The 26,374-nt window shown below is 51.7% G+C and carries 19 protein-coding genes and 1 tRNA gene; 14 read left to right on the top strand and 6 right to left on the bottom strand.

Annotation, left to right across the window (positions count from 1 at the left end; translation table 11 throughout):
* The first annotated feature begins 17 nt into the window (after positions 1-17).
* The 4 genes from dusB to VRZ32_RS04725 all read left to right on the top strand — a co-directional run bounded on the left by dusB (position 18) and on the right by VRZ32_RS04725 (position 3,927).
* Positions 18-1,079: a tRNA dihydrouridine synthase DusB gene (gene dusB, locus VRZ32_RS04740; RefSeq protein ID WP_414524548.1), complete on the top strand. Its 1,062-nt coding sequence runs from the start codon at positions 18-20 to the stop codon at positions 1,077-1,079.
* A complete protein-coding gene (locus tag VRZ32_RS04735; protein WP_414524547.1) occupies positions 1,054-2,181 on the top strand; it encodes a two-component system sensor histidine kinase NtrB in 1,128 nt (375 codons plus the stop codon). The genes dusB and VRZ32_RS04735 overlap by 26 nt, the downstream gene beginning before the upstream one ends.
* Before the next feature lie 15 nt (positions 2,182-2,196).
* Entirely contained in the window at positions 2,197-3,651 is a 1,455-nt protein-coding gene (gene ntrC, locus VRZ32_RS04730) for a nitrogen regulation protein NR(I) (RefSeq protein WP_414524546.1), read from the top strand.
* Between the two features lie 199 nt (positions 3,652-3,850).
* Positions 3,851-3,927, top strand: a tRNA-Asp gene (locus VRZ32_RS04725).
* Positions 3,928-4,383: 456 nt separating this feature from the next.
* On the opposite strand, the gene galE is transcribed toward VRZ32_RS04725, so the two are convergent.
* Positions 4,384-5,391 carry a UDP-glucose 4-epimerase GalE gene (galE, locus tag VRZ32_RS04720; RefSeq protein ID WP_414524545.1) on the bottom strand — a complete coding sequence of 336 codons (1,008 nt, stop codon included), beginning with the start codon at positions 5,389-5,391 and terminating at the stop codon, positions 4,384-4,386.
* Positions 5,392-6,027: 636 nt separating this feature from the next.
* Here galE and VRZ32_RS04715 point away from each other — a divergent pair.
* From VRZ32_RS04715 to VRZ32_RS04680, 8 genes are all read left to right on the top strand, one after another.
* Positions 6,028-6,513, top strand: coding sequence for a hypothetical protein (locus VRZ32_RS04715; RefSeq protein ID WP_414524544.1), 486 nt, complete (start codon positions 6,028-6,030; stop codon positions 6,511-6,513).
* A 283-nt stretch (positions 6,514-6,796) separates the two neighbouring features.
* Positions 6,797-7,486 (top strand): TIGR00725 family protein, encoded by a 690-nt coding sequence (locus tag VRZ32_RS04710; protein WP_414524543.1) that lies wholly within the window; start codon positions 6,797-6,799, stop codon positions 7,484-7,486.
* 216 nt (positions 7,487-7,702) lie between these two features.
* Positions 7,703-8,485: an ABC transporter permease gene (locus VRZ32_RS04705; protein WP_414524542.1), complete on the top strand. Its 783-nt coding sequence runs from the start codon at positions 7,703-7,705 to the stop codon at positions 8,483-8,485.
* A 5-nt stretch (positions 8,486-8,490) separates the two neighbouring features.
* The gene (locus tag VRZ32_RS04700; protein ID WP_414524541.1) at positions 8,491-9,549 is read left to right on the top strand and encodes an ABC transporter ATP-binding protein; all 1,059 of its coding nucleotides are present in this window, start codon (positions 8,491-8,493) and stop codon (positions 9,547-9,549) included.
* Between the two features lie 173 nt (positions 9,550-9,722).
* Positions 9,723-10,793, top strand: a complete 1,071-nt coding sequence (locus tag VRZ32_RS04695; protein ID WP_414524540.1) for an extracellular solute-binding protein — start codon at positions 9,723-9,725, stop codon at positions 10,791-10,793.
* A 225-nt stretch (positions 10,794-11,018) separates the two neighbouring features.
* Positions 11,019-11,837 (top strand): ABC transporter permease, encoded by an 819-nt coding sequence (locus VRZ32_RS04690; RefSeq protein WP_414524539.1) that lies wholly within the window; start codon positions 11,019-11,021, stop codon positions 11,835-11,837.
* A gap of 151 nt (positions 11,838-11,988) precedes the next feature.
* The gene (locus VRZ32_RS04685) at positions 11,989-13,356 is read left to right on the top strand and encodes an anthrax toxin-like adenylyl cyclase domain-containing protein (RefSeq protein ID WP_414524538.1); all 1,368 of its coding nucleotides are present in this window, start codon (positions 11,989-11,991) and stop codon (positions 13,354-13,356) included.
* Between the two features lie 155 nt (positions 13,357-13,511).
* The gene (locus VRZ32_RS04680; protein ID WP_414524537.1) at positions 13,512-14,306 is read left to right on the top strand and encodes a DeoR/GlpR family DNA-binding transcription regulator; all 795 of its coding nucleotides are present in this window, start codon (positions 13,512-13,514) and stop codon (positions 14,304-14,306) included.
* Positions 14,307-14,415: 109 nt separating this feature from the next.
* On the opposite strand, the gene VRZ32_RS04675 is transcribed toward VRZ32_RS04680, so the two are convergent.
* The 5 genes from VRZ32_RS04675 to VRZ32_RS04655 all read right to left on the bottom strand — a co-directional run bounded on the left by VRZ32_RS04675 (position 14,416) and on the right by VRZ32_RS04655 (position 21,255).
* Positions 14,416-15,069, bottom strand: coding sequence for a hypothetical protein (locus tag VRZ32_RS04675; protein ID WP_414524536.1), 654 nt, complete (start codon positions 15,067-15,069; stop codon positions 14,416-14,418).
* 139 nt (positions 15,070-15,208) lie between these two features.
* A complete protein-coding gene (gene rpoD, locus VRZ32_RS04670; RefSeq protein ID WP_414524535.1) occupies positions 15,209-17,248 on the bottom strand; it encodes an RNA polymerase sigma factor RpoD in 2,040 nt (679 codons plus the stop codon).
* A 440-nt stretch (positions 17,249-17,688) separates the two neighbouring features.
* On the bottom strand, positions 17,689-19,665 hold the full coding sequence (gene dnaG / locus VRZ32_RS04665) for a DNA primase (protein ID WP_414524534.1): 1,977 nt from the start codon (positions 19,663-19,665) through the stop codon (positions 17,689-17,691).
* Positions 19,666-19,918: 253 nt separating this feature from the next.
* Positions 19,919-20,551, bottom strand: a complete 633-nt coding sequence (locus tag VRZ32_RS04660) for a hypothetical protein (RefSeq protein WP_414524533.1) — start codon at positions 20,549-20,551, stop codon at positions 19,919-19,921.
* A gap of 248 nt (positions 20,552-20,799) precedes the next feature.
* On the bottom strand, positions 20,800-21,255 hold the full coding sequence (locus VRZ32_RS04655) for a GatB/YqeY domain-containing protein (RefSeq protein WP_414524532.1): 456 nt from the start codon (positions 21,253-21,255) through the stop codon (positions 20,800-20,802).
* A gap of 289 nt (positions 21,256-21,544) precedes the next feature.
* Here VRZ32_RS04655 and carA point away from each other — a divergent pair, with 289 nt between their 5' ends.
* Together carA and carB are read left to right on the top strand one after the other, a co-directional pair.
* Positions 21,545-22,813 carry a glutamine-hydrolyzing carbamoyl-phosphate synthase small subunit gene (gene carA / locus VRZ32_RS04650; RefSeq protein WP_414524531.1) on the top strand — a complete coding sequence of 423 codons (1,269 nt, stop codon included), beginning with the start codon at positions 21,545-21,547 and terminating at the stop codon, positions 22,811-22,813.
* Between the two features lie 199 nt (positions 22,814-23,012).
* A complete protein-coding gene (gene carB, locus VRZ32_RS04645; protein WP_414524530.1) occupies positions 23,013-26,345 on the top strand; it encodes a carbamoyl-phosphate synthase large subunit in 3,333 nt (1,110 codons plus the stop codon).
* Positions 26,346-26,374 lie beyond the last annotated feature (29 nt).

The raw sequence follows: 26,374 nt of genomic DNA, 5'->3' as shown, positions 1-26,374 counted from the left end.
TTCTCTTCAAAACCATGATGAAACAGGATGACGCCCATCAATGTGCGGGAGTGACGGCAGATGCCGTTACAGAGGCTCCGCTTGCTATCGGCCCCATAACATTAGCGGGACGCGCGATTCTTGCACCGATGTCGGGCATTACCGATATCGGAATGCGGCGCCTTGCCTCACGGTTTGGTGCTTCATTGGTTGTATCAGAGATGGTGGCTTCCGATGATCTTGCCTGTGGCGATGAAGAGGCCCGCACCCGCGCTGAAGGTGAAGGCGTTGCGCCCCACGTGGTGCAGCTTGCTGGTTGCGATCCGCGATGGATGGCAGAGGGCGCACGCGTGGCAGAAGCCGCCGGGGCGCATATCATCGATATCAACATGGGCTGTCCTGCCAAGCGCGTAACAGGTGGGTGGTCCGGGTCGGCACTGATGCGCGATCTCGATCATGCTATCAAGCTTGTCGAGGCAACGGTTGCGGCGGTGCAAGTGCCGGTTACACTCAAGATGCGCCTTGGTTGGGATGACACCTCGCGCAACGCACCGGAGCTGGCAGCGCGGGCTGTGGCATCGGGCATTAAGATGATTACCGTGCACGGGCGCACGCGTCAGCAGTTTTATAAGGGCACTGCGGATTGGACCGCTGTGCGGGCCGTGCGTGAGGCCATTCCGGGTGTGCCGCTGGTAGTGAATGGCGATATCGCCTCCACCTTGCATGCGCAGGAAGCGCTCACTGCATCGGGTGCGGATGCCGTGATGGTGGGGCGGGCCGCTTTGGGGCGTCCGTGGTGCGTTGGTGAAATTGCGCGGGCGCTTGATGGCGCTGACGCTGCCGGACCATCGCGTGCTGAGCAGCTGGCCTGTGCGATTGAGCATTATGAAACTTTGCTCGCCACCTACGGAGCGCGAATGGGTGTGCGCCATGCGCGCAAGCATCTGGCGGCTTATGCGGATAATGCGCTGGAGCAGGTGACGCTTTGCGAGCACACACGCGCCATGCGGGCGCGCATTGTGGTTAGCGAAACGCCAGCCGAGGTTATTCTTCTGTTGCGAAAGCTGTTTGCGAATGTCGATACCTCTCTCGCCGCCTGAAGAAGCAGGTATTCTCGCCATTCTCCCCCTTCCTGTTCTGGTCGTGGGTGGTGGCGGAGGAATTGCTTATGCCAATGCGGCGGCAGAGACATTTTTCGACCTTAGCCTACCAGTGCTGCGTCGCCAGCGCCTGTCAGACCTTGTGGCGTTCGACTCGCCTGTGCTGGCAATGGTGGAGGAAGTGCGCGAACGTGGCGGCGGAATCACCGGATATCGGATTGAAATGGCGCTCACCCGTATTCAGGAAGAGCGCATCGTCGATATTTTTGCTGCCCCATTGGGCACTGCATCGGATGGCTCGGTGGTGCTTCTGCTGCAAGAACGTACAAATGCTGAAAAAATGGGCAGACAGCTGACGCATCGAGTGGCAGCACGTTCATTGACCGCGCTTGGCGCAATGCTGGCGCATGAAATCAAGAACCCTTTATCAGGCATTCGCGGTGCGGCCCAATTACTCGAAACAGCAGTGAGCGATGAGGACCGTGTACTCACCAGCCTGATTTGCGATGAGACGGATCGTATCGTCAAGCTTGTTGAGAGGATGGAGACGCTGGGCGAGGGTCATCCGCTGGCACGCACATCGGTGAACATTCACGATGTGCTCGACCACGTGCGCCGCCTTGCACAGACAGGTTTTGCACGCCATATCAAGATCATACAGCATTATGATCCCTCTCTTCCCCCCATTTATGGCAATCGCGACCAGCTGATTCAGGTGTTTCTGAACCTGATCAAGAACGCTGCCGAGGCTATTGGTCCTGATGCGCAGGATGGTGAAATCGTACTGACAACGGCTTATCGGCCCGGTGTTCAAGTGCAGCTATCCGGTAGTGAACGGGTGAGGTTGCCGCTGGAAATCAGCGTGCGTGACAATGGCCCGGGAGTGCCTGCGGACATGCTGCCAAACCTGTTTGACCCCTTCGTGACGACGAAAGCGGGTGGAACTGGCCTCGGTCTTGCATTGGTTGCCAAGATTGTGGGCGAACATGGCGGTATTATCGAATGTGATAGTATCTCCCATCGTACCGCGTTTCGGATTCTGATGCCCATCGTGGCCTCGCGTGATGGACGTGAGACGGATGCCGCGACGGAGCAGGCGTAAAGGAATGATGTAACTATGGGCCGTGGCACGATACTCGTAGCAGACGACGACGCCTCTATCCGCACCGTTCTCAGCCAGGCGCTGACACGGGCTGGTTATGACATCCGCACCACCGGGCATGCCGGCACATTGTGGAACTGGGTATCACAGGGCGAGGGCGATCTTATCGTTACCGATGTTGTGATGCCGGATGAGAATGCTTTCGATCTTTTGCCGCGCATCCGCCAACTGCGCCCGGAACTGCCTGTGATTGTCATGAGCGCTCAGAACACGTTTATGACCGCTATCCGTGCCTCGGAACGAGGGGCGTATGAGTATTTGCCCAAACCTTTTGATTTGAAGGAACTGGTATCCATCGTCGGGCGTGCCTTATCGCGTCCGCGGGGTATCGGTATTGCGATGGGAGAAGAGGGCGAGGAAATCCCGCTTATTGGCCGCTCTCCCGCCATGCAGGACATCTACCGTGCCATGGCGCGGTTGATGTCCACCGATCTGACGGTGATGATCTCTGGTGAATCCGGTACCGGCAAGGAGCTGGTAGCCCGTGCACTACATGATTATGGCAAGCGTCGTAGTGGACCGTTTGTTGCAGTAAATATGGCAGCTATCCCGCGGGATCTGATTGAATCAGAACTGTTTGGCCATGAAAAAGGGGCCTTTACCGGTGCGCATACACGGTCGGCTGGCCGTTTTGAGCAGGCGGAGGGTGGCACGCTGTTTCTGGACGAAATCGGCGACATGCCCATGGAGGCCCAGACGCGTCTGCTGCGCGTGCTGCAACAGGGCGAATATGCCAGCGTTGGCGGTAAGACTGCTATCCGCACAAACGTACGCATCATTGCTGCGACTAATAAAGATCTGCGCCAGTCCATTGAACAGGGGCAATTTCGCGAGGATCTGTTCTTCCGTCTCAATGTCGTGCCGCTGCGCCTGCCGCCGTTACGGGAGCGCTCGGAGGACGTGTCAGACCTGGTGCGCCATTTTCTTGCCCGCGCGACGCGTGAGGGCCTCGCGCCCAAGCAAATCGATGCAGCGGCCATGGATAAGCTCAAGCGTTACCGCTGGCCAGGGAACGTGCGCGAGCTTGAAAACCTCGTTCGGCGTTTGACCGCTCTTTACACGCAGGAAACGATTACCGGGCCGATTATCGATGCAGAGCTCGATGTCGCTGCCGCACCACTGTCAACGGCTGGGGCCACAATGGTGGTCGAGAATGACCCGATGGACCTCTCGCAGGCTGTCGAGCGCTATCTCAGCCACTATTTTGCGGGACTAGGCGGCGCACTGCCGCCTCCGGGGCTTTACCACCGCGTGCTGCGCGAAGTTGAAGCGCCGCTGCTGAGCGCCGTGTTGAACGCCACAAATGGCAATCAAATCCGGGCAGCTGAATTGCTTGGGGTGAATCGCAACACATTACGCAAAAAGATTCGCGATCTGGATCTACCCATCATACGTCAGACATCTCGATAGGATTTAGCTGGCAGATGGACATGTTTATGAGAAGTATATGGAAATAATACGTTTTTCATAAAAATGTCGTGTGTTTCCATCCACACTTGTTCACAGGTTTTGGTGTGGTTTTCGTTTCTTTATGAAGATCGCTTGACAGTGATGGGGACTGGCTTTAAGTCACAACAACCGCAGCGACGCGGAACAAAGTGTCGCTTCCGGGGGTGTAGCTCAGTTGGTTAGAGCGCCGGCCTGTCACGCCGGAGGTCGCGGGTTCGAGCCCCGTCACTCCCGCCACTTAAGTGGCTGAAATCAGAAAATAATTTACCTTCCCCAAATCTACTGTGTTTAATTTGTGACACTCCCGGTGATAGGGCTGTGGCACTTATACGGTCTATGCTCTTTTGGGGTTGCTTTATGACCAGGTTCACGAGCCTGATCAGCCTGTCATACGGTTGCAACATGCACCAGAGTGTAAGCTTTTTGCATATAATCCGAGGCTGACAACGCATTTGCTATCTGCGCGTGATGGGCAGCAGAAAAACAACAGGTATGCGGTGCTTTGTGCTGTCGCTAATGCAATTCAATCGGGAGATGTTTGTTAGAGCATTGGGCGTTCTTAAGAAAAAGGAATGTTTAGCGCCCTTGATTCTATTTTCTTCCGCAGCTTGCATTCGATTTGATAACTAAAACTGGAGGCAAGCTGCCTCCATAAGTATATCGTTTGCATATCAGTGTACCAGCTATGGCGCTCTACCAGAACTGCTTCCGCCAGCGGAGCGAATCGCGAATTCCATCGCCTATGGAGTATTTTGCTTTCCAGCCAAGCAGCGTTTCGGCCTTACGTGAGCGCGTGGCAGCGCCGGCCACATCTCCCGGTCTTCGTGGGCCAAACTTTACCCGAAAGTCACAACCAACCACTTGTCGGAACTGCTCAACCAATTCAAGCACTGTTGTGCCTTCACCTGTTCCCAGATTAATTGTTATGTAGTTTTTATCATCTTCCGGAAATTTCGTTTTTGGGAACTTATTGGCTAATTTGACAGCTGCCACATGTGCAAGAGCCAGATCCCAAACATGTATATAATCACGGAGCCCAGAGCCATCACGGGTTGGCCAATCAAGGCCCGTAACTGTGAACTCCTCTCCTTTCTCTTGGGCCGATATCATTTTGCCCAGGACATGACTAGGATCTCGTATCTGAAGACCAGATCTTAGCTCTGGATCGGCGCCAATAGGATTAAAGTAGCGCAACACAATAGCAGATAAAGCCCCAGTAGCCGCGATATCCCTTAAAATTCGTTCAACCATCCACTTGCTTGTAGAATAAGGGCTTTTAGGATCAGCTGGGGTACTCTCATCAACAAAGAAATTTTCCGTTTCAGCATATAGCGAAGCCGTAGAACTGAAAATAAACGATCGGATGCCTGCTTTTATTGTTTCATCAATAAGATTTAAGGTTTGTGATACATTATTCTCATAATAAGATACTGGATTCATAACTGAATCTGGCACGACAATTTTTGCAGCAAAGTCGATTACAGACGTTATTCCATCATTTTCTGAAAATACGCGTCTTAAAAGTTCCTTATCCCCGATGGATCCGACATAAAGCTTATATTTTTCAACAAATTCCTGCCGGCCACTACTTAAATCGTCAATGATAATGGGCTTATATCCAGCATCACTTAGGGCATTAGCCACCGAGGATCCAATATATCCGGCTCCACCAGCGATGAGAATGCTTTCTGCCCTATCCATGTCTAAGTCCTTATAAGCCAAGAAGATTGGCGCTTATCGCGCAGTCTTTAAAAATTTATTGTTCCATTTAAAATGAATGCATCTTTAGTTATATACCCTCTGAAAACTTTACGTTCCTTTTTGTTTATAAGTTGATATCAAGCACAGAATCAACCGGCAGGAAGCGCAATTGATTGATGCAATTTAGTGCGACACTTGCATGCATTATATAGCCAGTAATGCAAGATGCGTATTATCACAGTGCATTGATTATATTCACGAATTTTCAAATTTGTTCGATCTTTCACGCCGAAGGTAGCGGATTCGAACCCTGTAACTCCCGCCATTCAGTTGGTTTCATTTTCTCCCATATAAATTATAATTCCTGTTGCATGTACATAATGCATATGCGCTAAACAATATTTCTGACAATTAAAAACCTTATACGCAATTCAGTATATTATTTTATTTATGTGTAAATTATAATTTACTATTTTTTTATTGTAATTAATTTTTTATATACATTCTGCTATCTGAGTTTAAATGCGAAGGGTATTTATCGTCATGATTGCCTTTGCATGACTATTCAGTCAAAATTGTAGCGAGTGCAAACGACAAATATGTCGGATTGTGAAGTGCTTCATTGGGGGGAAGTCTATGCGTCATCCTGCAGTTGCTATCATGTCGAGCGGAATGTTTGCTCTTTTCCTGGCATCTTGCTCAACTGTCGAGGTCACGCGGACTTCCGCTAGTAGTCTCATTATTGATGCCAGCGCCGATTCCAGCTGTGGTGCTGTAGGTGCAGCCAGGGTTGCCTCCAAGGCGGCTGCTATCGAAACGTTACGCGCCGGTTATGATCGTTATATCATTACAAGTGGTGGCGCTGCGGACAATACTTATCAAATCACGAATCCCGGAACTTATGAGACGATCAATAGAATGCGTCCTGATGGAACGCTGGTTACGCGCTCGCGCTATATTCCAGGGTCAACATCTATAGCCGGTAGTTATGATCGCTCACTCTCAGTGGAAATGTTCCGCCAGGGTGACGATGGTTATGCCGATGCAATCGATGCTAGATCAGTGCTTGGGCCCGACTGGCAGCGGCTCGTCAAGGAAGGCGGCGGGCACGGCTGCAGTTAAAGCGCCGGACATACCGGCGGAATCAGAGCTGCGCTCTTATCTATATATTTTGCTGCAGTTTGTGTTCATCTGAATAATTAAATTGAACGCAAACTGCTCTTGAGCAATGTCATAAATTATTAAGCATTCCATCATGATTTCCCAAAAAAGAAAGTGTCTATATGCCAGAGATGAGCAAATAGTGCGGAAAAGTGTACTGCGCCGTATCATTCTACGTTGCAAACGATGTGAGTGTTAGTTATCGGTCGTTTAGTGTCTGACAACGTGAATTAGTGGACAATTTATGTCTTATTCTGAGCGAAATGCCTCACCGTCATTGCTGGCTTGGTCTGCGGGGGAGCATACGCTTTATCGATATGTCCGGGCCGGTGCTGCTGAGGCTTTGCAGTTTAATCCTTGGATGCTGCAGTGGGAAGCCAGTGGTGCGTTGCCTGATGATGTGACCGCTGTTGCTTCAGGCACAGAGGCGCTGCGCCTGGTATTTACAGGTGCTGCGGCGCGTCGTGTGCCCATTGGAATCATTGGCCCTCGTGATGCATCATCGGAAGAAATCACATCTGCATATGAGCTTGGGCGCATGCTGGCCGAAGTTGGATTGCAGTTGATTTGCGGCGGCAAGGGCGGGGTGATGGAAGCTGCCTGCAAGGGCCATCTCGAAGCAGGTGGTTTACCAATTGGTGTGCTCCCTGATACGGAATGGCGCGAGGGAAATCCATATGTTGCTATTCCGTTAGCTACGGGCATTGGTCCCGTCCGCAATGCGATTCTGGCGCGGGCTAGTGTCGCGCTCGTGGCTATTGGCGGTGGTTATGGCACGCTGACAGAGATGGCCTATGGTCTTCATTTTGGTCGGCCGGTATTTACACTTGGCGATTCGCCATTTGTAGAAGGTGCTGTTGGATGTAAAAAGCTGGATGAAGTGATTGCTCATATTGCAGAGCATTTGATTAGCGATGCGCCGGTTGCTGATTGAGGCTCGTACAATAGATTATGCTGGTTGCTGACAAGGTGCTTCTTTCAATCTCTCGTTCAGATACCAGCGCTCTATTGCATCGTGCTATTGAGGTGCTTTCCAGTTTCATTGAAAGTAAATTGGGATTGATACTGTAAGGTATTTCCAATCCAGTTGATGTCTGCTCGTTTATGAAATGCTATGACATTCTGATTCTGGTTTGCCGGAGGCGGTGCATTGGGGCTTATTACCCTGCTATATCTTGTATTTCTGGCGTCGCCAATTGCGTTGCTACTTGTTGGCTCAGTTGGCGAAACCTGGACAAATACGCTTCTTCCACATGGGTTCACCTGGCGGTGGTATGCTGAGCTTATTGCTGATCCCAGTTTTCGCCGGGCTTTTTTCACAAGCCTGCGCGTGGTGATAGTGGTGTGCGTGTTGAATGTGCTGGTAGGTTTGCCATTGGCTTATGCTATCCATGCAGCCGCACGGCGTGGGGTGAAATTGGCGGCGCGTCTAATTTCGCTGCTGCCTGTCGCTGTGCCTGAACTGGTTTTGGGCTTCGGTTTCATACTGGTGTTTTCGTCAAATACACTGCCATGGCTTGGCACTTTCTGGATCGTGGTTGCAGGGCATTTGGTGCTTACCTTGCCTTATACTGTGAATGCGCTGGTAGCGGATATGCAGCAATCTGGTTTGCCCGCCATGGAGCAGGCGGCTGCGGCGCTAGGTGCGCCATTTCGAGCGCGCTTTATCGATATTGTATTGCCGCTCGTCGCAACCAGCCTCACCTCGTCGTTGTTGACGGTTGCGGCGCTTTCGATTGGTGAATTTCAATTGTCCAATTTGGTTTCAGGTTTTTTATCACGTACTTACCCCGTGGTACTGCTGCAGGCGTTCTATGGCGCAACGGGCTTTGCCTGCGCGGCGACTGTCGTGTTGCTAAGCCTGGCTGTGATTGCTGCGCTAGCGACCTCCATGACAAGCCGAACAGGCTTTGCCATGCAACGGAAAGTCTAAAGCCGATGACCGTGCGCTTTGAAGGCGTCTCATACACCTATCCCGGGACCCGTATGGGATTAGCGGATATCGATCTCACCGTAGAAGATGGTGAGCTGCTGACAATCATTGGTGCATCGGGCTCAGGTAAATCAACGCTATTGAAGTTGCTTGCAGGCTTTATTGTACCTGATAGCGGCCGCATTTTGGTCAATGATATCGACATTTCTCATCTAAAGCCTGAAGCGCGGAATTTGGGGATTGTTTTTCAGAATTATGCGCTGTTTCCGCATATGAGTGCGGTGCAGAATGTTGCATACCCGCTGAAAATGCGCGGGATCGGTAGTATTGAGCGTTTGAAGTTGGCGCGGGACGCATTGGCGCGCGTGGGGCTTGGGAGCTTGACTGAGCGCAGACCTGCAACGCTTTCGGGCGGGCAGCAGCAGCGCGTGGCCCTGGCGCGGGCGTTGGTATTTTCGCCAAATGCTTTGCTGCTTGATGAGCCATTGTCAGCTCTTGACGCCGCACTCCGGGTTGAAATGCGGGATGAGATCTTCAAGGTGCAGCGGGCTGCTGGTATCGCGACTTTGCATGTTACGCATGATCAGGAAGAGGCGCTTTCGTTAGGGGATCGTGTTGCAGTGATTGCGGATGGGCGGTTAGTGCAGATTGCGACACCACAGGTGCTCTATGACCATCCTGCCAATCCAGCCATTGCCGCTTTTGTAGGGGAAGCGAACCTGTGGCGAGGACGTGTTTGCGCGCCAGGACGGGTGATGCTTGAGGAAGCAGGAGTTGTGAGTAACCAAACTGCAGGATTAGAACTGCATGCGAATACACAGGGCTTTACGGTGGATGATGTCGTCACCGTTCTGATACGTCCTGAACGGATTGAGCCTTCAATTTCCGCAACAGGTATTAATACCTTTGGCGTTATGGTTTTAGCGGATCGTCATTTGGGCGCAATCCGGCGTATCGATCTCGCTATTGGTTCGCTCAACCTGAAACTGCAAACGCATTCGAGAGAAGCATTTTCAAACATCAAGCTGCCATCCGATTCAATTAAGCTATTAAGAATGCACTAAGCTCGGATGTGCATTATTTGCCATTTTGCAGTGCAATTCATTGCATCTGATGCATATTGTCTTGCTCCAACGAATAATTCTACTTGCTGTAAATGTTTAAACGTGTTTTTCAGTCGCCCTTAATCACCTTTACTTGGGTCGATTTTAAGTGCTGTTCTAGGGAGGAACCGATAATGAGAAACTGGCTATATGCCGCTCTTTTTGCAATGCCGCTTGCATTAACTGCTTCTGCGCAAGCATTTGAGGGGCCAGAGCTTTATGACGGCGAGCGCGCACTTTACAAGGCTGCGCAAAATGAGGGCATTGTCGTTTCCTTTGACACTGGTCCAACCTGGGCGAACTGGGCAGCGCAGTTCAAGGCATTTCAGCAGCGTTATCCGGGTATAGAGCTGGTCTATAACGATCTCGGTTCAGCAACCACCGTGGTGGCCCTCGATAAATCACGCAATCGCCCGCAGGCTGATACAGCTTACTACTTTGCAGCATCAGGTCTTGATGCCGCCGAGAAGGGGCTTGTTGCTGATTTCAAGCCCGTTAATTTCGATAAACTCCCACCGCAATTCCGGCATCCTGACGGACAGTGGTTCACCATCCATACGCTCAATGTGGCGTTTCTTGTGAACAAGAAGCTGGTGAAGAATGTTCCGGAAAGCTGGGCTGATCTGCTGCAGCGCGAATATAAAAACAGCATCGTCTATCTGGACCCTCGCTCGACAGGGCAGGGACAAGTGATTGTGTTTGCTGCAGCGCTTGCGCATGGTGGCAATGAAGATAATGTAGCCCCCGGAATCGATTATCTCGGCCAGCTTGCAAAATCTGGCAATGTATTGCGCAATGTTGGATCAACGCCTTATGCGCAGTTTATAAAAGGCGAGATTCCGATCTGGATTGGTTATGAAAATGATGGTTTGCGAGCTAAATATGTAGATGGTTTGGGCGATGACATTGCTGTTGTGATCCCTAAAGAAGCATCTGCTGCCGCACCTTATGCAATAAGCCTGGTAAAGGACGGCCCAAACCCCAATGCTGGTAAGCTGTGGTTAAACTTCATTACCACTGATCTGGGACAAGGCATTTTTGCTGAAGGTTTTGTGCGTCCTGCCGTGCCAGGCGTGAAATTGCCCGAAAGCGTGGCCGATAAATTGCCAGAGGCACCGCAATTACATCCGCTCGATATTGCCAAGGCAACGGCCAAGAAGGCAGAAATTGATGCCGGTTGGGCAAAGGCTGTGTTGGGGCAGTAAGTGCTCTGCTAACAGCCAATCAGTAGACCAAAGCGTATCAGAGCATCTTGGCGATTCATTGAAACGCTCAAGATGCTCTGATCTTTTATATTGCAGCGTTATCGTGATGAAAAAGCGGTGACTACACTTTATTAAAATACGATATGGCATTTAAAAGCAGCTTTTGCCATCGGTTCGATACCAAACAAGCAGGTTGCTGAAATTGTTTTGCTCATGGGAGGCTTGATGCCGCGCCATCTCTTTGCCCTGTTTATGTTGCCGGGTGTGCTGGTTTTTGCATTGTTTTTTGCGTTACCTGCAGCGTCAATCCTGCTGGAAGCGGGGACAGATGCAGGGGCAGCAGTGGGAAGGGTAGTGGCTGATCCGGTATTCTGGAACGGTTTGCGCGGCAGCTTGCTCATAGGCACGCTGGCACCTCTTGTTTCGGTGATGATTGGTGTGATGGTAGCAATCTCACTCTCCCGCTATTCACCTCGTTTACGCACAACCACCCTGATTGCAATTACGTTACCACTGACTTTCTCTGGCCTGATTATAGCCTATGGCTTCATCCTGGTATTTGGTCGAGCCGGTTTTGTGACGATGCTACTGGCAGAGCTGGGGTTCGATCCCGCTCAAGTCGGGCGAATGATCTATTCTGTATTTGGGCTTGGGCTTGCCTATTCTTACTACCTTATTCCGCGTGTAGTGCTGATTGTGCTGCCTGCGATTCTGAATTTTGATGTCATGCAAATTGCAGCTGCGCGATCAATGGGAGCTTCACGGGTGCGAGCATTGGCGGGTATTATGCTGCCACAGATTGCGCCTAGCATTGCTGTTGCTTATGCATTGACGGCTTCAGTCGCAATTGGCGCTTACGGCACAGCGCTGGCATTGGTGGGTACGCAGGTGAATATTCTGCCCCTGGTTCTTTACAGCAAGATCTCAGAAACTGGCACAGATCTGCCGGCCGCTGCGGTCATGTCTATTGTTTTGATGGCGATATGCTCAATTATCATTATGCTCGCAGAGCTTGTTCTGCATCGAAAATTAGGTAATAGGTAAGTAAATAATACCTGTTTTTCTTCTATAGCCAAGTTGTCGCATGTTTTATTATTGCTTGCTGATTCCTATGAGTTTGCTACGATGCCACATATTCTGAGGCCTGATAATGGTTTCTTGCGGCGTTGCTTTGCAATTGTAGGGCGGGTTGGTTATGGCATTTGTAAATGGGTCATTTCAGCATCTGGAAAGCATTTCTGGCTCTGAGACATCATTGGCGATAGACACGCAATCGCTTGATTGTAAGCAAGGTGCATGCTCACCGGAAGCGATTGCGCAGCAAGCAAGAGATGCTGAATTGCGCGGAGGTGTACTGGCAGAGCATTCTATCGGCTTACAGAAACTGGCAACAGAAAAGAAAATCTGCATTGCTATTCGTGCCGTTAATCGTTTTGCTACCAGTCTTATTCGTGCAGGTTTCAGTACAAAAGATATGGCAATAAAGGGAAAGAGCTCTGCTATTCCCCCGTTATGCGGTTTTATTCCGCGCAATCAGTTATATGGTCGCAAGGGCCTCCCTCATGAAAAAGCAGTAGCTTTTTCGGCGGCAAATGAGATTTCTATACGAGAGAGAAAGGCGACAGCCATTGCCTTAAGTTTGCCCAGAGAAAATCTTTGGCAAATGAATAACTTAACTATTATCGGCAATTGGCTGTGTGATGAATCCCCAGTAACATCTGGCGCGATGATTGGCAGAGTTGAGGGGCGTGAATTTGCCTTTTGGGGTGAGAGAAAGCCTGATGGCAAGGTGGATATTTTTACCTGTCGGCGAAATGGTAAGCAATTTGAAAAGAGCGATATTCTTGAAGTAATGGGCAATAGAAATGAGATTGCCGTGACAGCTGACTATGATCTCGCTTTTGTCGCTCACCGTGTGGAAACGCACGGTAGTGAACATGTACGACCCATGATAATTGGCACGGAAGATGACAAACTAATTCTGACTGGCCAGGCCGTAACACGACAAGTTCCGGTGACGCCTAAGGCGTTAAAGGAATTGTGGCCCAAGTTACCCGTGCGAGAGTCTATCTCGGTGCAGGAATTATTTCATTTGCAGGCTAATGCCGCTCAGACCATTACAGAGGTTCCCTATTCTCCTAAATATCCCCTTGATGGCAATGATCCCCCTCCAAAGCGGGGGCTTGGCAATATTACACCATTTATGCGCACTCTTTTACCGCTGCTAAATGATGCCTGTGGGCGAGAGCCAGGTCGTGAAGTATTTCATCATGGTGATGATGCCGGCAATCCCTTTAGCGTTGAGGCAGATAATTATCCGATTACACTCATATTGCCTGATCATCAAGAATTGCCGCGTGAGAAACCGCGTATTATGATCATCGAAGATCGCTTAGCCTTGGCACAAGCTATCCGAATAGTGAAGGATGGTCATTTCATCCCAGAAGTTTCATTTGCATGGGGAGATGAAGTCGTAAATGTGCGCTCCCGATACTATGAGGAAGCGCAGGCTAAATTAATGAACAAGTTAAAAAACCGTGGAAAATCTGCACCAGATATGTGAAATGCCTAAACACCCCATAATCTGAAAAGTGTTCAACATGCCTCTTGAAACGGGTACTTGTGATTACGTCTGTGCGTCTTTATGATCTACTAAGGGAGATAAAATGTCTGCGAAGCAGGCCAAACACGTAACATCATCGAAAGAATGAGGGGCGTATGAACGAGCAATTGAGCGTTACTGACGAGGGGAACCTGTCAGGACGTCAGGAAGAAATTTTATCAATCGTGCACACTCAGGGCTTTGCAACCATTGATTCGCTTGCCCGACATTTTGACGTCTCTACACAGACCGTCCGTCGCGATATTATCTTTCTGGATGAACAGCTGCTGCTTCAACGTTTTCATGGGGGGGCAGGGGTACGAGAGGCTTCTGTTCGGCTCGGTTATGCAGAAAAACGGGTTACGTCTGCGGAAGCCAAGGAACGTATTGCACGTCTTGTGGTTTCTCGGATCAAGCCTGGAGAGAGCGTGTTTCTTGATGTGGGTACAACAGTTGAGGCTGTTGCGCGTGCATTGCGTGGGCGAAGCGGCCTGCGCGTATTTACCTCAAGCTTGGCAACAGCAACTATTCTATCTTCCGAGCAAGATGCCGAAGTGTTTGTCACGGGTGGGATCGTCCGTGGGCCAGATGGTTCTTTGACGGATGAGTGGGCGCGTGAGGCAATTTCACGTTTTCGCTTTGACGTCGCTGTGCTGGGCTTTTCTGGTATTGATGACGATGGCGCTTTGATGGATTTCGATTTAGCCAAGGTTTCTATTAAGCAGGCAGTTGCAGCACGGGCGTCACGTGTCATTGCTGCAGGTGAGGAAGCAAAATTATTGCGCCCGGCGATTGCCCGTGTTCTGGATGCCACGCGCGTGCATACACTCGTTACTAATGAAATGCCGCCATCACGGGTCTTCGAAAGCCTTGAAAAGGCAGGGGTCGAAATCGCGTTTGACCGCAACTAGAATCCTTGGTCGCTTCAAATCAAATGCCTGAGTAATGAAGATAGTTTTTATCTCCATTACACGGCATCATGCTTATTAATAGAAGATGCTTAAGTTTTATATTTTGGATCTATGAATAATCAACGCTGGGTGCACTGTTTGGCGCAGCAATCTTATCTACTGTTTGTGAGAATTCATATGATATCTGGAGAGAAGGCGTGTCGTTTTTTGGATTGTAAGCAATATCCTGTGAGGCGCAAGAAAAGCCATTTGGATCGAAAGTAATATCCCCTGGATCGCAAGCAAATTCATTTGGATTGCAAGCAGGATTCTTCAAGCTTGAGTTGCTTATAAGATTTGCGATAGCGGATACAGGGGGAACAATGACACTGGAGACGATACTTCCTACAATAACTCCGGGAAGTGCGCACACAATGCCACCTATTACCGCGCTTTCTCTTCTGATATTGTTGAAGTTCCAGGGGCTATTCTGCCTGTAATTGTGATCGAATGAATTAACTTGTTTGCAAATGCAATTTTCTAGAGCTTTGCCTAAACTAACTGCTGCGCCAATAATACAGCCTACTAAACTGCCTATAGCTCCACCAACCAAGCTAAAAGAACGCGCTATATTCACTTGTACGCTATTCATCCAAGTAACAGTGCGGCCAGAATCAGTTTGTCCCGTATTGGGATTGGTGTTTCGAGGTATTAAAAGTTGGAAGAGAGGAGGGATAGTATGGGACAAATTACCGATGGCAATAGATACGCTATCATTCGACATCATAAATCTCCAAAAAATAATAAATTATGCATTATGTAAAACAAATAATTGCGGCAAAATTGTGACAAGTAAGGCTAAAATGTGTATTTGATGTTTCAGGAAATGCTGCGCGCGCAAAATGGCGCGCAGCATTAATGCACTAGTTATCGAGGAAGCTACGCAGTTTGCGCGAGCGTGAAGGATGCTTCAGCTTGCGTAGCGCCTTTGCTTCAATCTGACGGATACGCTCACGTGTTACTGAAAACTGCTGGCCGACCTCCTCAAGCGTATGGTCGGTGTTCATGCCGATACCAAAGCGCATGCGCAGCACACGCTCCTCACGCGGTGTCAGCGAGGCCAATACGCGCGTTGTCGTTTCACGCAGGTTGGACTGGATCGCCGCATCAATGGGTAGGATCGCGTTCTTATCCTCGATGAAATCGCCCAGGTGGCTATCTTCCTCGTCGCCGATTGGCGTTTCGAGCGAGATTGGCTCCTTGGCGATTTTCAGCACCTTGCGCACCTTTTCAAGCGGCATGGCGAGCTTTTCTGCCAGCTCTTCAGGTGTCGGCTCACGACCGATCTCATGCAGCATCTGGCGCGAAGTGCGCACGATCTTGTTGATCGTTTCAATCATGTGCACAGGAATACGAATCGTGCGTGCCTGGTCGGCGATCGAACGTGTGATCGCCTGCCGTATCCACCAGGTTGCATAGGTCGAGAACTTGTAACCACGCCGGTATTCGAACTTGTCGACCGCCTTCATCAGGCCGATATTGCCTTCCTGAATGAGATCGAGGAACTGCAAACCACGGTTGGTGTATTTTTTGGCAATCGAAATCACGAGGCGCAAGTTGGCCTCGATCATCTCTCTCTTCGCTTGCCGTGCTTCTTTCTCGCCCTTCTGGACGAAAGCGACGATCTTGCGGAATTCAAGAATTTCGAGACCGGTCTCAGAGGCGAGCTCCTGCACTTCCTGCCGCAGCTCGCGGATGCGATCCTTGTCGTGTGCCACGAATTCCTTCCAGCCTCGTGTGCCAAGCTTTGACACGCGCAGGATCCACTTGGGATCAAGTTCGGAACCCTGGTGTTGACGCAGAAAGTCATCGCGCTTAACGCCATAGCTTTCAGCCAGACGCATCAGGCGGCCTTCAAGCCCGATCAGACGCTTGTTGATGTCGTAAAGTTGCTCAACCAATGCATCGATGCGGTTCTGGTTCAGTGATAGTGATTTAACATCGACGATGATTTCGTCTTTGAGCTTGCGATACTTGCGCTCTTGAGCTGGAGAAAGCTTAAGATTCTGCAAGCGGTTTTCGATATCCTGATCCTGCAGGCGGCGCAGTTTTTTGTAATTATCGGCGATGCGATCAAACGTCTCCAGTACGCGCGGCTTGAGCTCAGCCTCCATGGCTGAAAGCGACACGTTATTTTCCATGTCGTCTTCGTCAAGATCGCCTTCTACCGAAGGGTCTTTTTCTTCCTGATCCTGGCGGTCGTCGCTAGCAGGCTCACGTAGACGAGGAGCGCCTTCTTCCTGCTCCTCATTCCCTTCGCCTTCATTCGCTTCTTCAACAATGCCCTTGCCTTCGGGATCAGCATAGGTGGCTTCAAGGTCGATGACATCGCGAAGAAGCACTTTGGCTTCGTTCAGCTCGTCGCGCCAGATGATGATGGCCTGGAAAGTCAGAGGACTTTCGCATAGACCCGCGATCATCGCTTCGCGCCCAGCCTCGATACGCTTCGCAATGGCAATTTCGCCCTCGCGCGATAGCAGTTCGACCGAACCCATTTCACGCAAGTACATGCGTACAGGATCATCGGTGCGTTCAGTTGGTTCGCTGGTCTTTTCCGCCTTTACAGGCATGGAAGAGCGGGAAGCCTCCACGAGATCGCCGCCCTCGACTTCATCCTCTGAAGCTTCGCCGCTTTCGCCGTTTTCTGCATCAGCTTCTTCGGACTCGATCACGTTGATACCCATCTCGCTCAGTTGCGAGAGGATGTCCTCAATCTGCTCGGAGGTGAATTCTTCAGGCGGCAGAACTTCGTTCAGCTCATCATACGTAACATAGCCACGCTTCTTGGCGAGCTTGACCATGCGCCGTACGGCGGCATCGCTAAGGTCGAGCAGCGGGCTATTATCGGCAGGCGCTTCGGCCACTTCCTGATTTTCTTCGCGCTCTGTCGTCTTCGTCGCCATGCCTTGCTCCACTCACACTGGCCGTCACCAGAACAGGATGCGTTCATGCCAAAACGCCTCCCATCTCCGGCCAATTATTAAAACATCGAAATGCCCGAAAAGCGCTTTCCGCCTTTCAGTTCGATGTCGATCCGATGCTTTGACGGCAGCCACCGACCATTACATCCACCAACGACGCCTGCAGGTTTTTCTCATGCCGCAGGAGGCATCAAGATAATCCGAGCAGATGCGAAACCTTTGCAGGTGATTGCCTCAGGATAGCTCTATGCCACTACACTTGTGTGCAGCTTATGCATGAATTACGCCCAGAGAATCACCATCCACCTATTATACCATTGCGCTGCAATATCCATACTTACCGCGAGAGTCTATCTCTCGGCATGGTATACGCTCAAAAACAGCGAATTAAGACCATTCATTTAGATATGCAATTGCTCTGTTCAGTTAATGTCATCAAGCTCTGGTAGTTGGTCTTCATCGGCCTCAGCTCCTTTCTTGGAGTTGACCTGAGCTTGAATATCCATCAACCAAGCCAGATTCGCCTCACTATCGTCCTCAGCCAACGCATTTGCTGCAGCTCTGAGTTCCGTATGTAGCGTGCGCGAGCGTCTTTGCAAGGTGACAGCCTGTCGAAGAGCGGCAGATACTTCATCTTCGGCGCTGCTGGCAGCAAGAATCCAGCGATCACCCGGTATCATTACATGCACAAGACGGGCGACGGAGGTAGCAAGCCCTGCCATTTCAATCCGGTCGCGAATGGCCTGGGCATCGGCCTCGCCATCAGCTGCGAGCTCCATCAGCCGTGCGCGTAACGCCAGCGCCAGCGGGCCGGAAAAATCGAGCGCTGCGATGTCCTCTATAAAGACATCCAGTAAGGCAGGATGGGCTAAAACGCCGAGCACAATCATTGCCTCGCGAGGAGACTCACCGCGGGTTGGCGCAAACATCGGATGGCTTGCGAGAGATGCAGAGGCACGAGGTGGCGCGAGAGAAGCAGCCAGAGCGGCGTTCCCGCGTGGTGAACCGCTCCGATAATTACCGCCACGGACACCGGCATTGGCGCGCCAGTCGTTGTTGGACTTCCAATCGCCACCAGATTTGGAGCGGCTGGATTGTTGCGCCCAGTTTTCACTCCGTGCCACCCCTTGTGCGGGCAGCAGACCGCGCAGGCGGTTCATGATATCGGCGCCATAGTGGCGGCGTATGGTTTCATCAGCGATTTGACCTACAGCATCTTTCAGGCGTCGTTCAAGTGCTGCCCGTCGTTCCGGGGTGTCAAGCGGACCATGTTCAACTTCACGTGCCCATAACATTTCGGCTAAAGGGCGGGCCTGTTGCAACACGGTAGCAATAGCTTCAGTGCCGCCTGCACGAAAGAGATCATCCGGATCTTGCCCTTCGGGCAGTAGCGCGAAACGGATCGACTTGCCCGGGGCTAGCAATGGCAATGCCGTATCAATTGCACGATAGGCCGCGCGCTGGCCTGCAGCGTCGCCATCAAAGCATAGGATAGGTTCGTCAGCCATGCGCCATAATAGCGTGACCTGATCACCAGTGAGGGCGGTGCCAAGTGGCGCTACTGTTTGTGCAAAACCAGCCATCGTCATGGCGATGACGTCAACATAGCCTTCAACCGCGATAACTTCGCTTTTATCAGATGCAGCCTTGCGGGCATTGTGCAGATTATAAAGTACGCGCCCCTTATGAAAAAGCGGTGTTTCAGATGAGTTCAAATATTTAGCCGGCGCATCGGTGCGCATGGCACGGCCGCCGAAAGCAATCACCTTGCCGCGTTGATCGTGGATGGGGAACATCACACGATCACGGAACCGGTCATAAGGTACAGCAGTGTCTTCATGGGTAATGAGCAGGCCAGCCTCGATCATCGCTTCGTGCGAGATGCCCTTTTGCATCAGATGATCTCGCAAGGCGAAACGATCACCCGGTGCATAGCCAAGGCGGAATGTTTGCTGGGTTTTCAGGCCCATGCCGCGGCGCTCCAGATAGGCACGCGCTTCCCGACCCGCATTGCTTGCAAGAGTTGCCTCGAAGAAGGCGGCAGCAAGCTCCACCACCTCATAAAGATCGTTGCGCCGGGCTTCTTCGCGCGTTGCTTCAGGTGTGGAAACGGGCAAGGGCACTCCCGCTTCTGCAGCAAGGCGCTCTACAGCTTCAGGAAAGGGCATGCCTTCAGTTTCAATCAGAAACGAGAAAATATCCCCATGCTTGCCGGAGGAGAAGCAATGATAAAACCCTTTTTGATCGTTGACATAAAACGATGGGGTTTTTTCAGCATTGAAGGGGGATAACCCTTTCCATTCACGCCCTGCCTTGATCAAGCGTACGCGCTTCCCCACGACTGCCGATACGGGCAGGCGCGCTCTTATTTCTTCAAGCAGCGAAGGCGGGTAGCGCAATTGATGTCCTCTGCTCAACAGTGCGCGAGAATGATAGCGCTCACACAAATAGCTATGTACCAAAAAGGCACAGATGGGCGGTTAAAGAAGCAAGGGCAAGCTACAATCCCCGCAATCCCCATTATCTTTGCACAATTTCTCCGCCCAGGTAACATGTCGCTTTGCGTTTTGGGTTATGCAATTTCCTGCATGTTCTATTTCTTAAGAAAAATCTAATAATCAAGCATGATTAGCAAGTGTAAATGTAATTTTTCTAGTAATATTCCCCGGGGAACGGATAATGCAGCGGATTGCGTATGGAATGTATCGTTTCGTCATATGGAAGATGATTAATAATCCGGTCTTCTATTTTCTCAATCTCCTCGCTGGGCAGACGGTGCAATATACGTAAGCTTATATGTGATATTTTATCTTCATCAATACTGTTTAGCATTTCTGCTGTTACCAGGCCAAGGCAAGACTTGGCGTTAAGTAGCAATGAATGCCAATGTAGTGACGTTATAAATCCATCAAGCCATATAGCTGCTCGGTCTGCAAATTCTCCATGGTGCCTGAAGAGTGCGATATACAGTCCCCAGTCTATAAAAAGAGAACCAACTCCCAGAGCCCCCCCCACAACTACACCTGCACCGGTGGCAATAGCGCCGCTGCCTACAATCCAGGAGACGGCTCTGACAGTGGCTGATGCCGCCGCTAGAGAGGCGGCATTCGTGATGAGTTGCGTGGCAGTGAGTTGTGCACTTGTAGACGCAGCAATAATTGCTCCGGCGATCACATTGGTGGCGGCCGGAAATGTAAGTTGAAATGGATAGAAATCTCTATCATTGCGTTGTAAGTGTAGATAGCCCGATAAAAGAGGAAGGAAGGGAACATTTGGAATTTGCATTTGGTGCCCTGAAGATGGAATTATTTGATGGCGATAAATAGAATAATTTTGTTAGAAATATGAATGTAATGATTTTTAATTCTTTCGATAAGCTGGCCTTTGTAAGGAATGTATCCCTAGTATTGCGTTTCTTGTAAAGCCTTCATTGGGCAGCAGGGATAATTGGGTGATGATAACAGGCTCATTGTCCTGCATCCTGTCTCTGACGGCATTTCCCGGTCAGTCGGGAAATGCCGCGTATATTGTGTTTAGCCTTGTGACAGTCGAGTCTTTACCAAGCCGCTGGCCTTGGCGAAATCAAGACGTCCGGCGAAACGTTCCTTCAGCAGCGCGATGACGCGGCCCATGTCCTTGATGCCTTCAGCGCCGGTTTCTGCGATTGCAGCTTCAATGGCGGCGGCGACTTCTGCTTCGTCCAGCTGTGCAGGCAGGAAAGAGGCGATGATGGCAGCCTCTGCATTTTCCTGCTCAGCAAGTTCAGTGCGGCCGTTTTCAGCGTAGATCTTGGCTGATTCCTGGCGCTGCTTGATCAGCTTTTGCAGCAGGGAGAGGATTTCATCTTCACTGGTCTGCTCCTTACCCGCGCCGCGCGCTTCAATGTCCTTATCCTTCAGGGCCGCCTGAATAAGCCGGATGGTGGACAGGCGTGGCTTATCGCCTGCGCGCATGGCTTCCTTGAGGGATGTGGTCAGACGTTCACGCATGGTAGATCCTTAATGTGCTCAGTGGCAGATGATATCAATTGACGAATGACCTGATCTTTCACTAAAGATCAGGCCTGAAATGACAGACGGGCAAGCTGCACCACCGGTTTAACGCGCCGGGAATGCGGATAGATGCCCAGATGGGCAAAATTATCTGCCATCGACAGTGTTTCAGGACATGAAAGCGCCTTGAATCTATGTCGATTAGCCCACCTGCCGCCTGTCCGATTGCGGGTGACCGATGTGCGGCCACACAAAGAGGCTTTGAACCAGAGGCTTTAAACCGATCATGGCGACGCTGCAAGACGACACTGTAAGACACGGCATTTCAGACGATAAATTGACCAACGCTGGCAGCACCGGCGGTGTAAGGCAGTTGCTTGCTGCCTGGCAGGATGAGACGCCAACCGCCTTGCTGGTTCTGGCCGATGGTACGGTGCTTGAAGGCATCGGCTTCGGCGCGCTGGGAGAGGCTGCTGGCGAGGTGTGCTTCAACACTGCCATCACCGGTTATCAGGAAATTTTGACCGATCCGTCCTATCTCGGGCAGATTGTGACATTCACGTTCCCGCACATTGGCAACATCGGCGTGAATGATGAGGATATCGAATCGCTTTCACTTGCCGCAAAATCCGGTGCAAATGCCGTGATTGTGCATGCGAAAGTGACTGATCCTTCTAACTGGCGCGCTACGCGTAGCCTCGACCAGTGGTTGAAGGCACGTGGCATCATCGGTCTCTCAGGGATTGATACGCGTGCACTGGCGATCCGGGTGCGTGAGAAGGGCATGGTTAATGCCGTTATTGCGCACGATCCGGATGGACGCTTTGATGTAGAGGCATTACGCGCCAAGGCGGCTGCGCTGCCAAGCATGGACGGACAGGATCTCGTGCCAGTTGTTACTACCGCACAGCGTCTTGATTGGGATGAAACCTCGTGGGTGCTTGGCGAAGGCTATGGCCGTCGTGAAGAGGCCAAGCGACGCGTGGTTGCCATTGATTATGGTGTGAAGCGCAACATTCTGCGTCTGCTTGCAGATCGGGAATGTGAAGTGATCGTGTTGCCTGCAACCGTAACAGCGGATGAAGTGCTGGCTCTGAAGCCAGATGGTATCTTCCTTTCCAACGGCCCTGGCGATCCGGCTGCGACGGCGCCATATGCCGTGCCGGTGATCAAGGATCTGCTGGATAGCCGTGTGCCATTGTTCGGCATATGCTTCGGGCATCAGCTGCTCGGCCTGGCGACAGGTGCGCGCACGATCAAGATGACACAAGGGCATCACGGTGCGAATCATCCGGTTAAGGATATAACGACTGGCAAGGTCGAGATTGTCTCGATGAACCATGGCTTTGCAGTGGACACCGGGTCGTTGCCTGAACATGTGCGAGAAACGCATGTCTCGCTGTTTGATGGTTCGAACTGCGGTATTGCACTAACCGATCGTCCGGCATTTTCGGTGCAGCACCATCCGGAAGCCTCGCCCGGCCCACAGGACAGCCATTACCTTTTTGATCGGTTCGTCGATATGATGGACGCGCAAAAGGCTGCGCACTCCTAAGTTTTGCCCCTGCTTCGTCATGGTTCATATGCGGATTAAGGGGGTTCCCTTTAGGCGCAGCTGGGTGTAAACGACGCCTTTAAGTTACATTGATGTCTCGCGGCACCGGGCTGTCGCCTGCCTCACGGTCAAACTGGTCGGGTGGCAGGTTGTTCTGCGCGCGCGAGTTTACGTGCAAATTCAAGACCTAAGGTTCCCAATGCCCAAACGCACCGATCTGTCCACGATACTCATCATTGGCGCAGGACCGATCGTTATCGGTCAAGCGTGCGAGTTCGATTACTCCGGCACGCAGGCCTGCAAGGCACTGCGAGAGGAGGGATACCGGGTCGTTCTGGTTAATTCCAACCCGGCCACCATTATGACCGATCCCGAGTTGGCCGACGCCACTTATGTCGAGCCAATCACGGCAGAGGTTGTGGCCAAAATCATTGAGCGTGAACGCTATAAGGTGCCGGGCGGCTTTGCCTTGCTGCCCACAATGGGCGGTCAGACGGCGCTTAACTGTGCGCTTTCATTGCGCAAGATGGGGGTGCTGGAGAAATTCGACGTCGAGATGATTGGCGCGACTGCCGAAGCCATCGACAAGGCGGAAGATCGCGAGATGTTCCGCGAAGCAATGACCAAGATTGGCCTCGCGACACCGCTGTCTCACCAGGTGCGTACATTGGGCGATGCGCTGAATGTCCTTGATGAAATCGGCTTGCCTGCCATTATTCGTCCCTCCTTTACAATGGGTGGCACGGGCGGTGGTATTGCCTATAACAAGGAAGAGTTCATTGATATCGTTGATCGCGGCATCGATGCATCGCCTACCAGTGAAGTGCTGATCGAGCAGAGCGTTCTCGGTTGGAAAGAATACGAGATGGAGGTCGTTCGGGATAAGAACGACAACTGCATCATTGTTTGCTCAATTGAAAACATTGATCCGATGGGCGTGCATACGGGCGATTCGATTACGGTCGCACCTGCACTGACGTTGACGGATAAGGAATACCAGATCATGCGCGACGCCTCATTGGCGGTGCTGCGTGAGATCGGCGTTGAGACTGGTGGATCAAACGTGCAGTTTGCGGTTAATCCCGCGGATGGCCAGATGATCGTCATTGAGATGAACCCGCGTGTTTCGCGCTCGTCCGCGCTTGCATCGAAGGCGACCGGCTTTCCGATTGCCAAGGTCGCGGCGAAACTTGCCGTTGGCTATACGCTTGATGAGATCGCCAATGATATTACGGGCGGTGCCACGCCTGCTTCGTTCGAGCCGACTATCGATTACGTCGTTACTAAAATTCCGCGCTTCGCATTTGAGAAGTTTCCTGGCGCCGAGCCGACGCTGACCACGGCGATGAAGTCTGTGGGTGAGGCGATGTCGATTGGTCGTACTTTCCAGGAATCGTTGCAAAAGGCACTGCGCTCACTTGAAACGGGCCTCACTGGTCTTGATGAGATCGAGATTCCGGGGCTTGGTCTTGGCGATGACCGTAATGCCATTAAAGCAGCGCTTGGCACACCGACGCCTGATCGTTTGCTGATCGTGGCGCAGGCAATGCGGTTTGGCCTGAGCCATGAAGAAATTCATGCTTCTTGCAAAATCGATCCGTGGTTCCTGGAGCAACTGCAGGACATTATTGATCTTGAAGCACGTGTAAAGGCGCATGGCCTGCCGCAGACGGCTGGGGCTTTCCGCCAGTTGAAGAGCGCAGGCTTTTCTGATGCGCGCCTCGCCGTGCTGGCAGGCAAGACGGAATCGCAGGTGCGCGCGCTTCGCTGTGGGCTTGATGTGCGGCCCGTATACAAGCGCATTGATACGTGCGCTGCAGAGTTTGCCGCGCCTACCGCTTATATGTATTCCACCTACGCTGCCCCCTTCGGTGGTGCGGCTGCCAATGAGGCGTTCCCTTCTGATCGCCGCAAGGTTGTTATTCTGGGCGGCGGGCCGAATCGTATCGGCCAGGGTATCGAGTTTGATTATTGCTGCTGCCATGCTTCCTTTGCGCTGCGTGAGGCGGGTTATGAGACCATCATGGTCAATTGTAACCCCGAAACCGTCTCGACCGATTATGACACGTCCGACCGGTTGTATTTCGAGCCACTGACAGCTGAAGATGTGCTTGAAATCATCGATACTGAGCGCTCAAAAGGTGAATTGCATGGCGTGATTGTGCAGTTTGGTGGCCAGACACCGCTGAAGCTTGCCAGGGCGCTTGAAGAAAACAAGGTGCCGATCCTTGGCACATCTCCTGATGCCATTGATCTTGCAGAAGATCGCGACCGCTTTAAACGTCTGCTTGATAAGCTTGGCTTGCGCCAGCCCACGAACGGCATTGCATTCTCGGTGGAGCAGAGCCGTTTGATTGCAGCTGAGGTTGGCCTGCCCCTCGTGGTTCGCCCATCTTATGTGCTTGGCGGGCGGGCGATGGCCATCATCCGTGACGAGGATATGCTGAACGATTATCTGCTCGGCACGCTGCCAGCTCTGGTGCCGCATGATATCAAGGCGCGCTATCCAAACGATAAGACAGGGCAGATCAACACGCTGCTCGGCAAAAACCCGTTGCTGTTTGATAGCTACATTTCGGATGCCATCGAGGTTGACGTCGATGCGCTCGCCGATGGCAAGGACGTATTCATAGCCGGGATCATGGAGCACATTGAGGAAGCAGGCATCCATTCGGGTGATTCCGCTTGCTCCCTGCCGCCCCGGTCGCTGACCGCAGAGACGCTTGCCGAAATTGAACGTCAAACGCGCGAAATGGCGCTGGCGTTGCAGGTCGTTGGTTTGATGAACGTGCAATATGCGATCAAGGGTGATGATATTTATGTGCTGGAGGTGAACCCGCGCGCCTCGCGCACGGTGCCTTTCGTGGCCAAGGTGGTGGGCGAGCCATTTGCACGAATTGCGTCACGCATTATGGCTGGAGAATCGCTGGAAAGCTTTAACCTCAAACCCAAGGTGCTCAACCACATTGGTGTGAAGGAGGCTGTGTTCCCGTTTGCGCGCTTCCCAGGCGTGGACATCCTGTTGGGGCCAGAAATGCGCTCTACTGGCGAGGTTATTGGCCTTGATACAAGCTTTGGCGCGGCATTTGCCAAGAGCCAGCTCGGCGGTGGCACCAAGGTGCCGACGGAGGGCGTGGTGTTTGTCTCGGTTCGCGACGGCGATAAGGAACGCATACTGCCGACGATCGAACAGCTGGCTGATATTGGCTTTTCGATCATCGCTACAGAGGGTACAGCGCGTTATCTGCGTGAGAAAGGCGTTGCAGTTTCACGTATCAACAAGGTTTTGGAAGGGCGCCCGCATATCGTTGATTTGATCAAAAATGGTGGGGTGCAATTGGTGTTCAACACCACCGAAGGTGCGCAAGCGCTGGGGGATTCTCGTTCACTACGGCGCGCTGCCCTCTTGCATAAGGTGCCGTACTACACCACTCTAGCTGGAGCGATTGCTGCAGCTGAGGGCATTCGCGCTTGGAAGAGCGGCACATTGGAAGTGCGCTCACTGCAGGAATACTGGCCAGCGCCAGCTTGAATCAGGCTGGAATTGGCTTTTCGAGAGTT

Source organism: Pseudochelatococcus sp. G4_1912 (assembly GCF_047501465.1).
GTDB lineage: Bacteria > Pseudomonadota > Alphaproteobacteria > Rhizobiales > Beijerinckiaceae > Pseudochelatococcus.
This window is presented reverse-complemented; position numbering and strand designations above follow the sequence as displayed.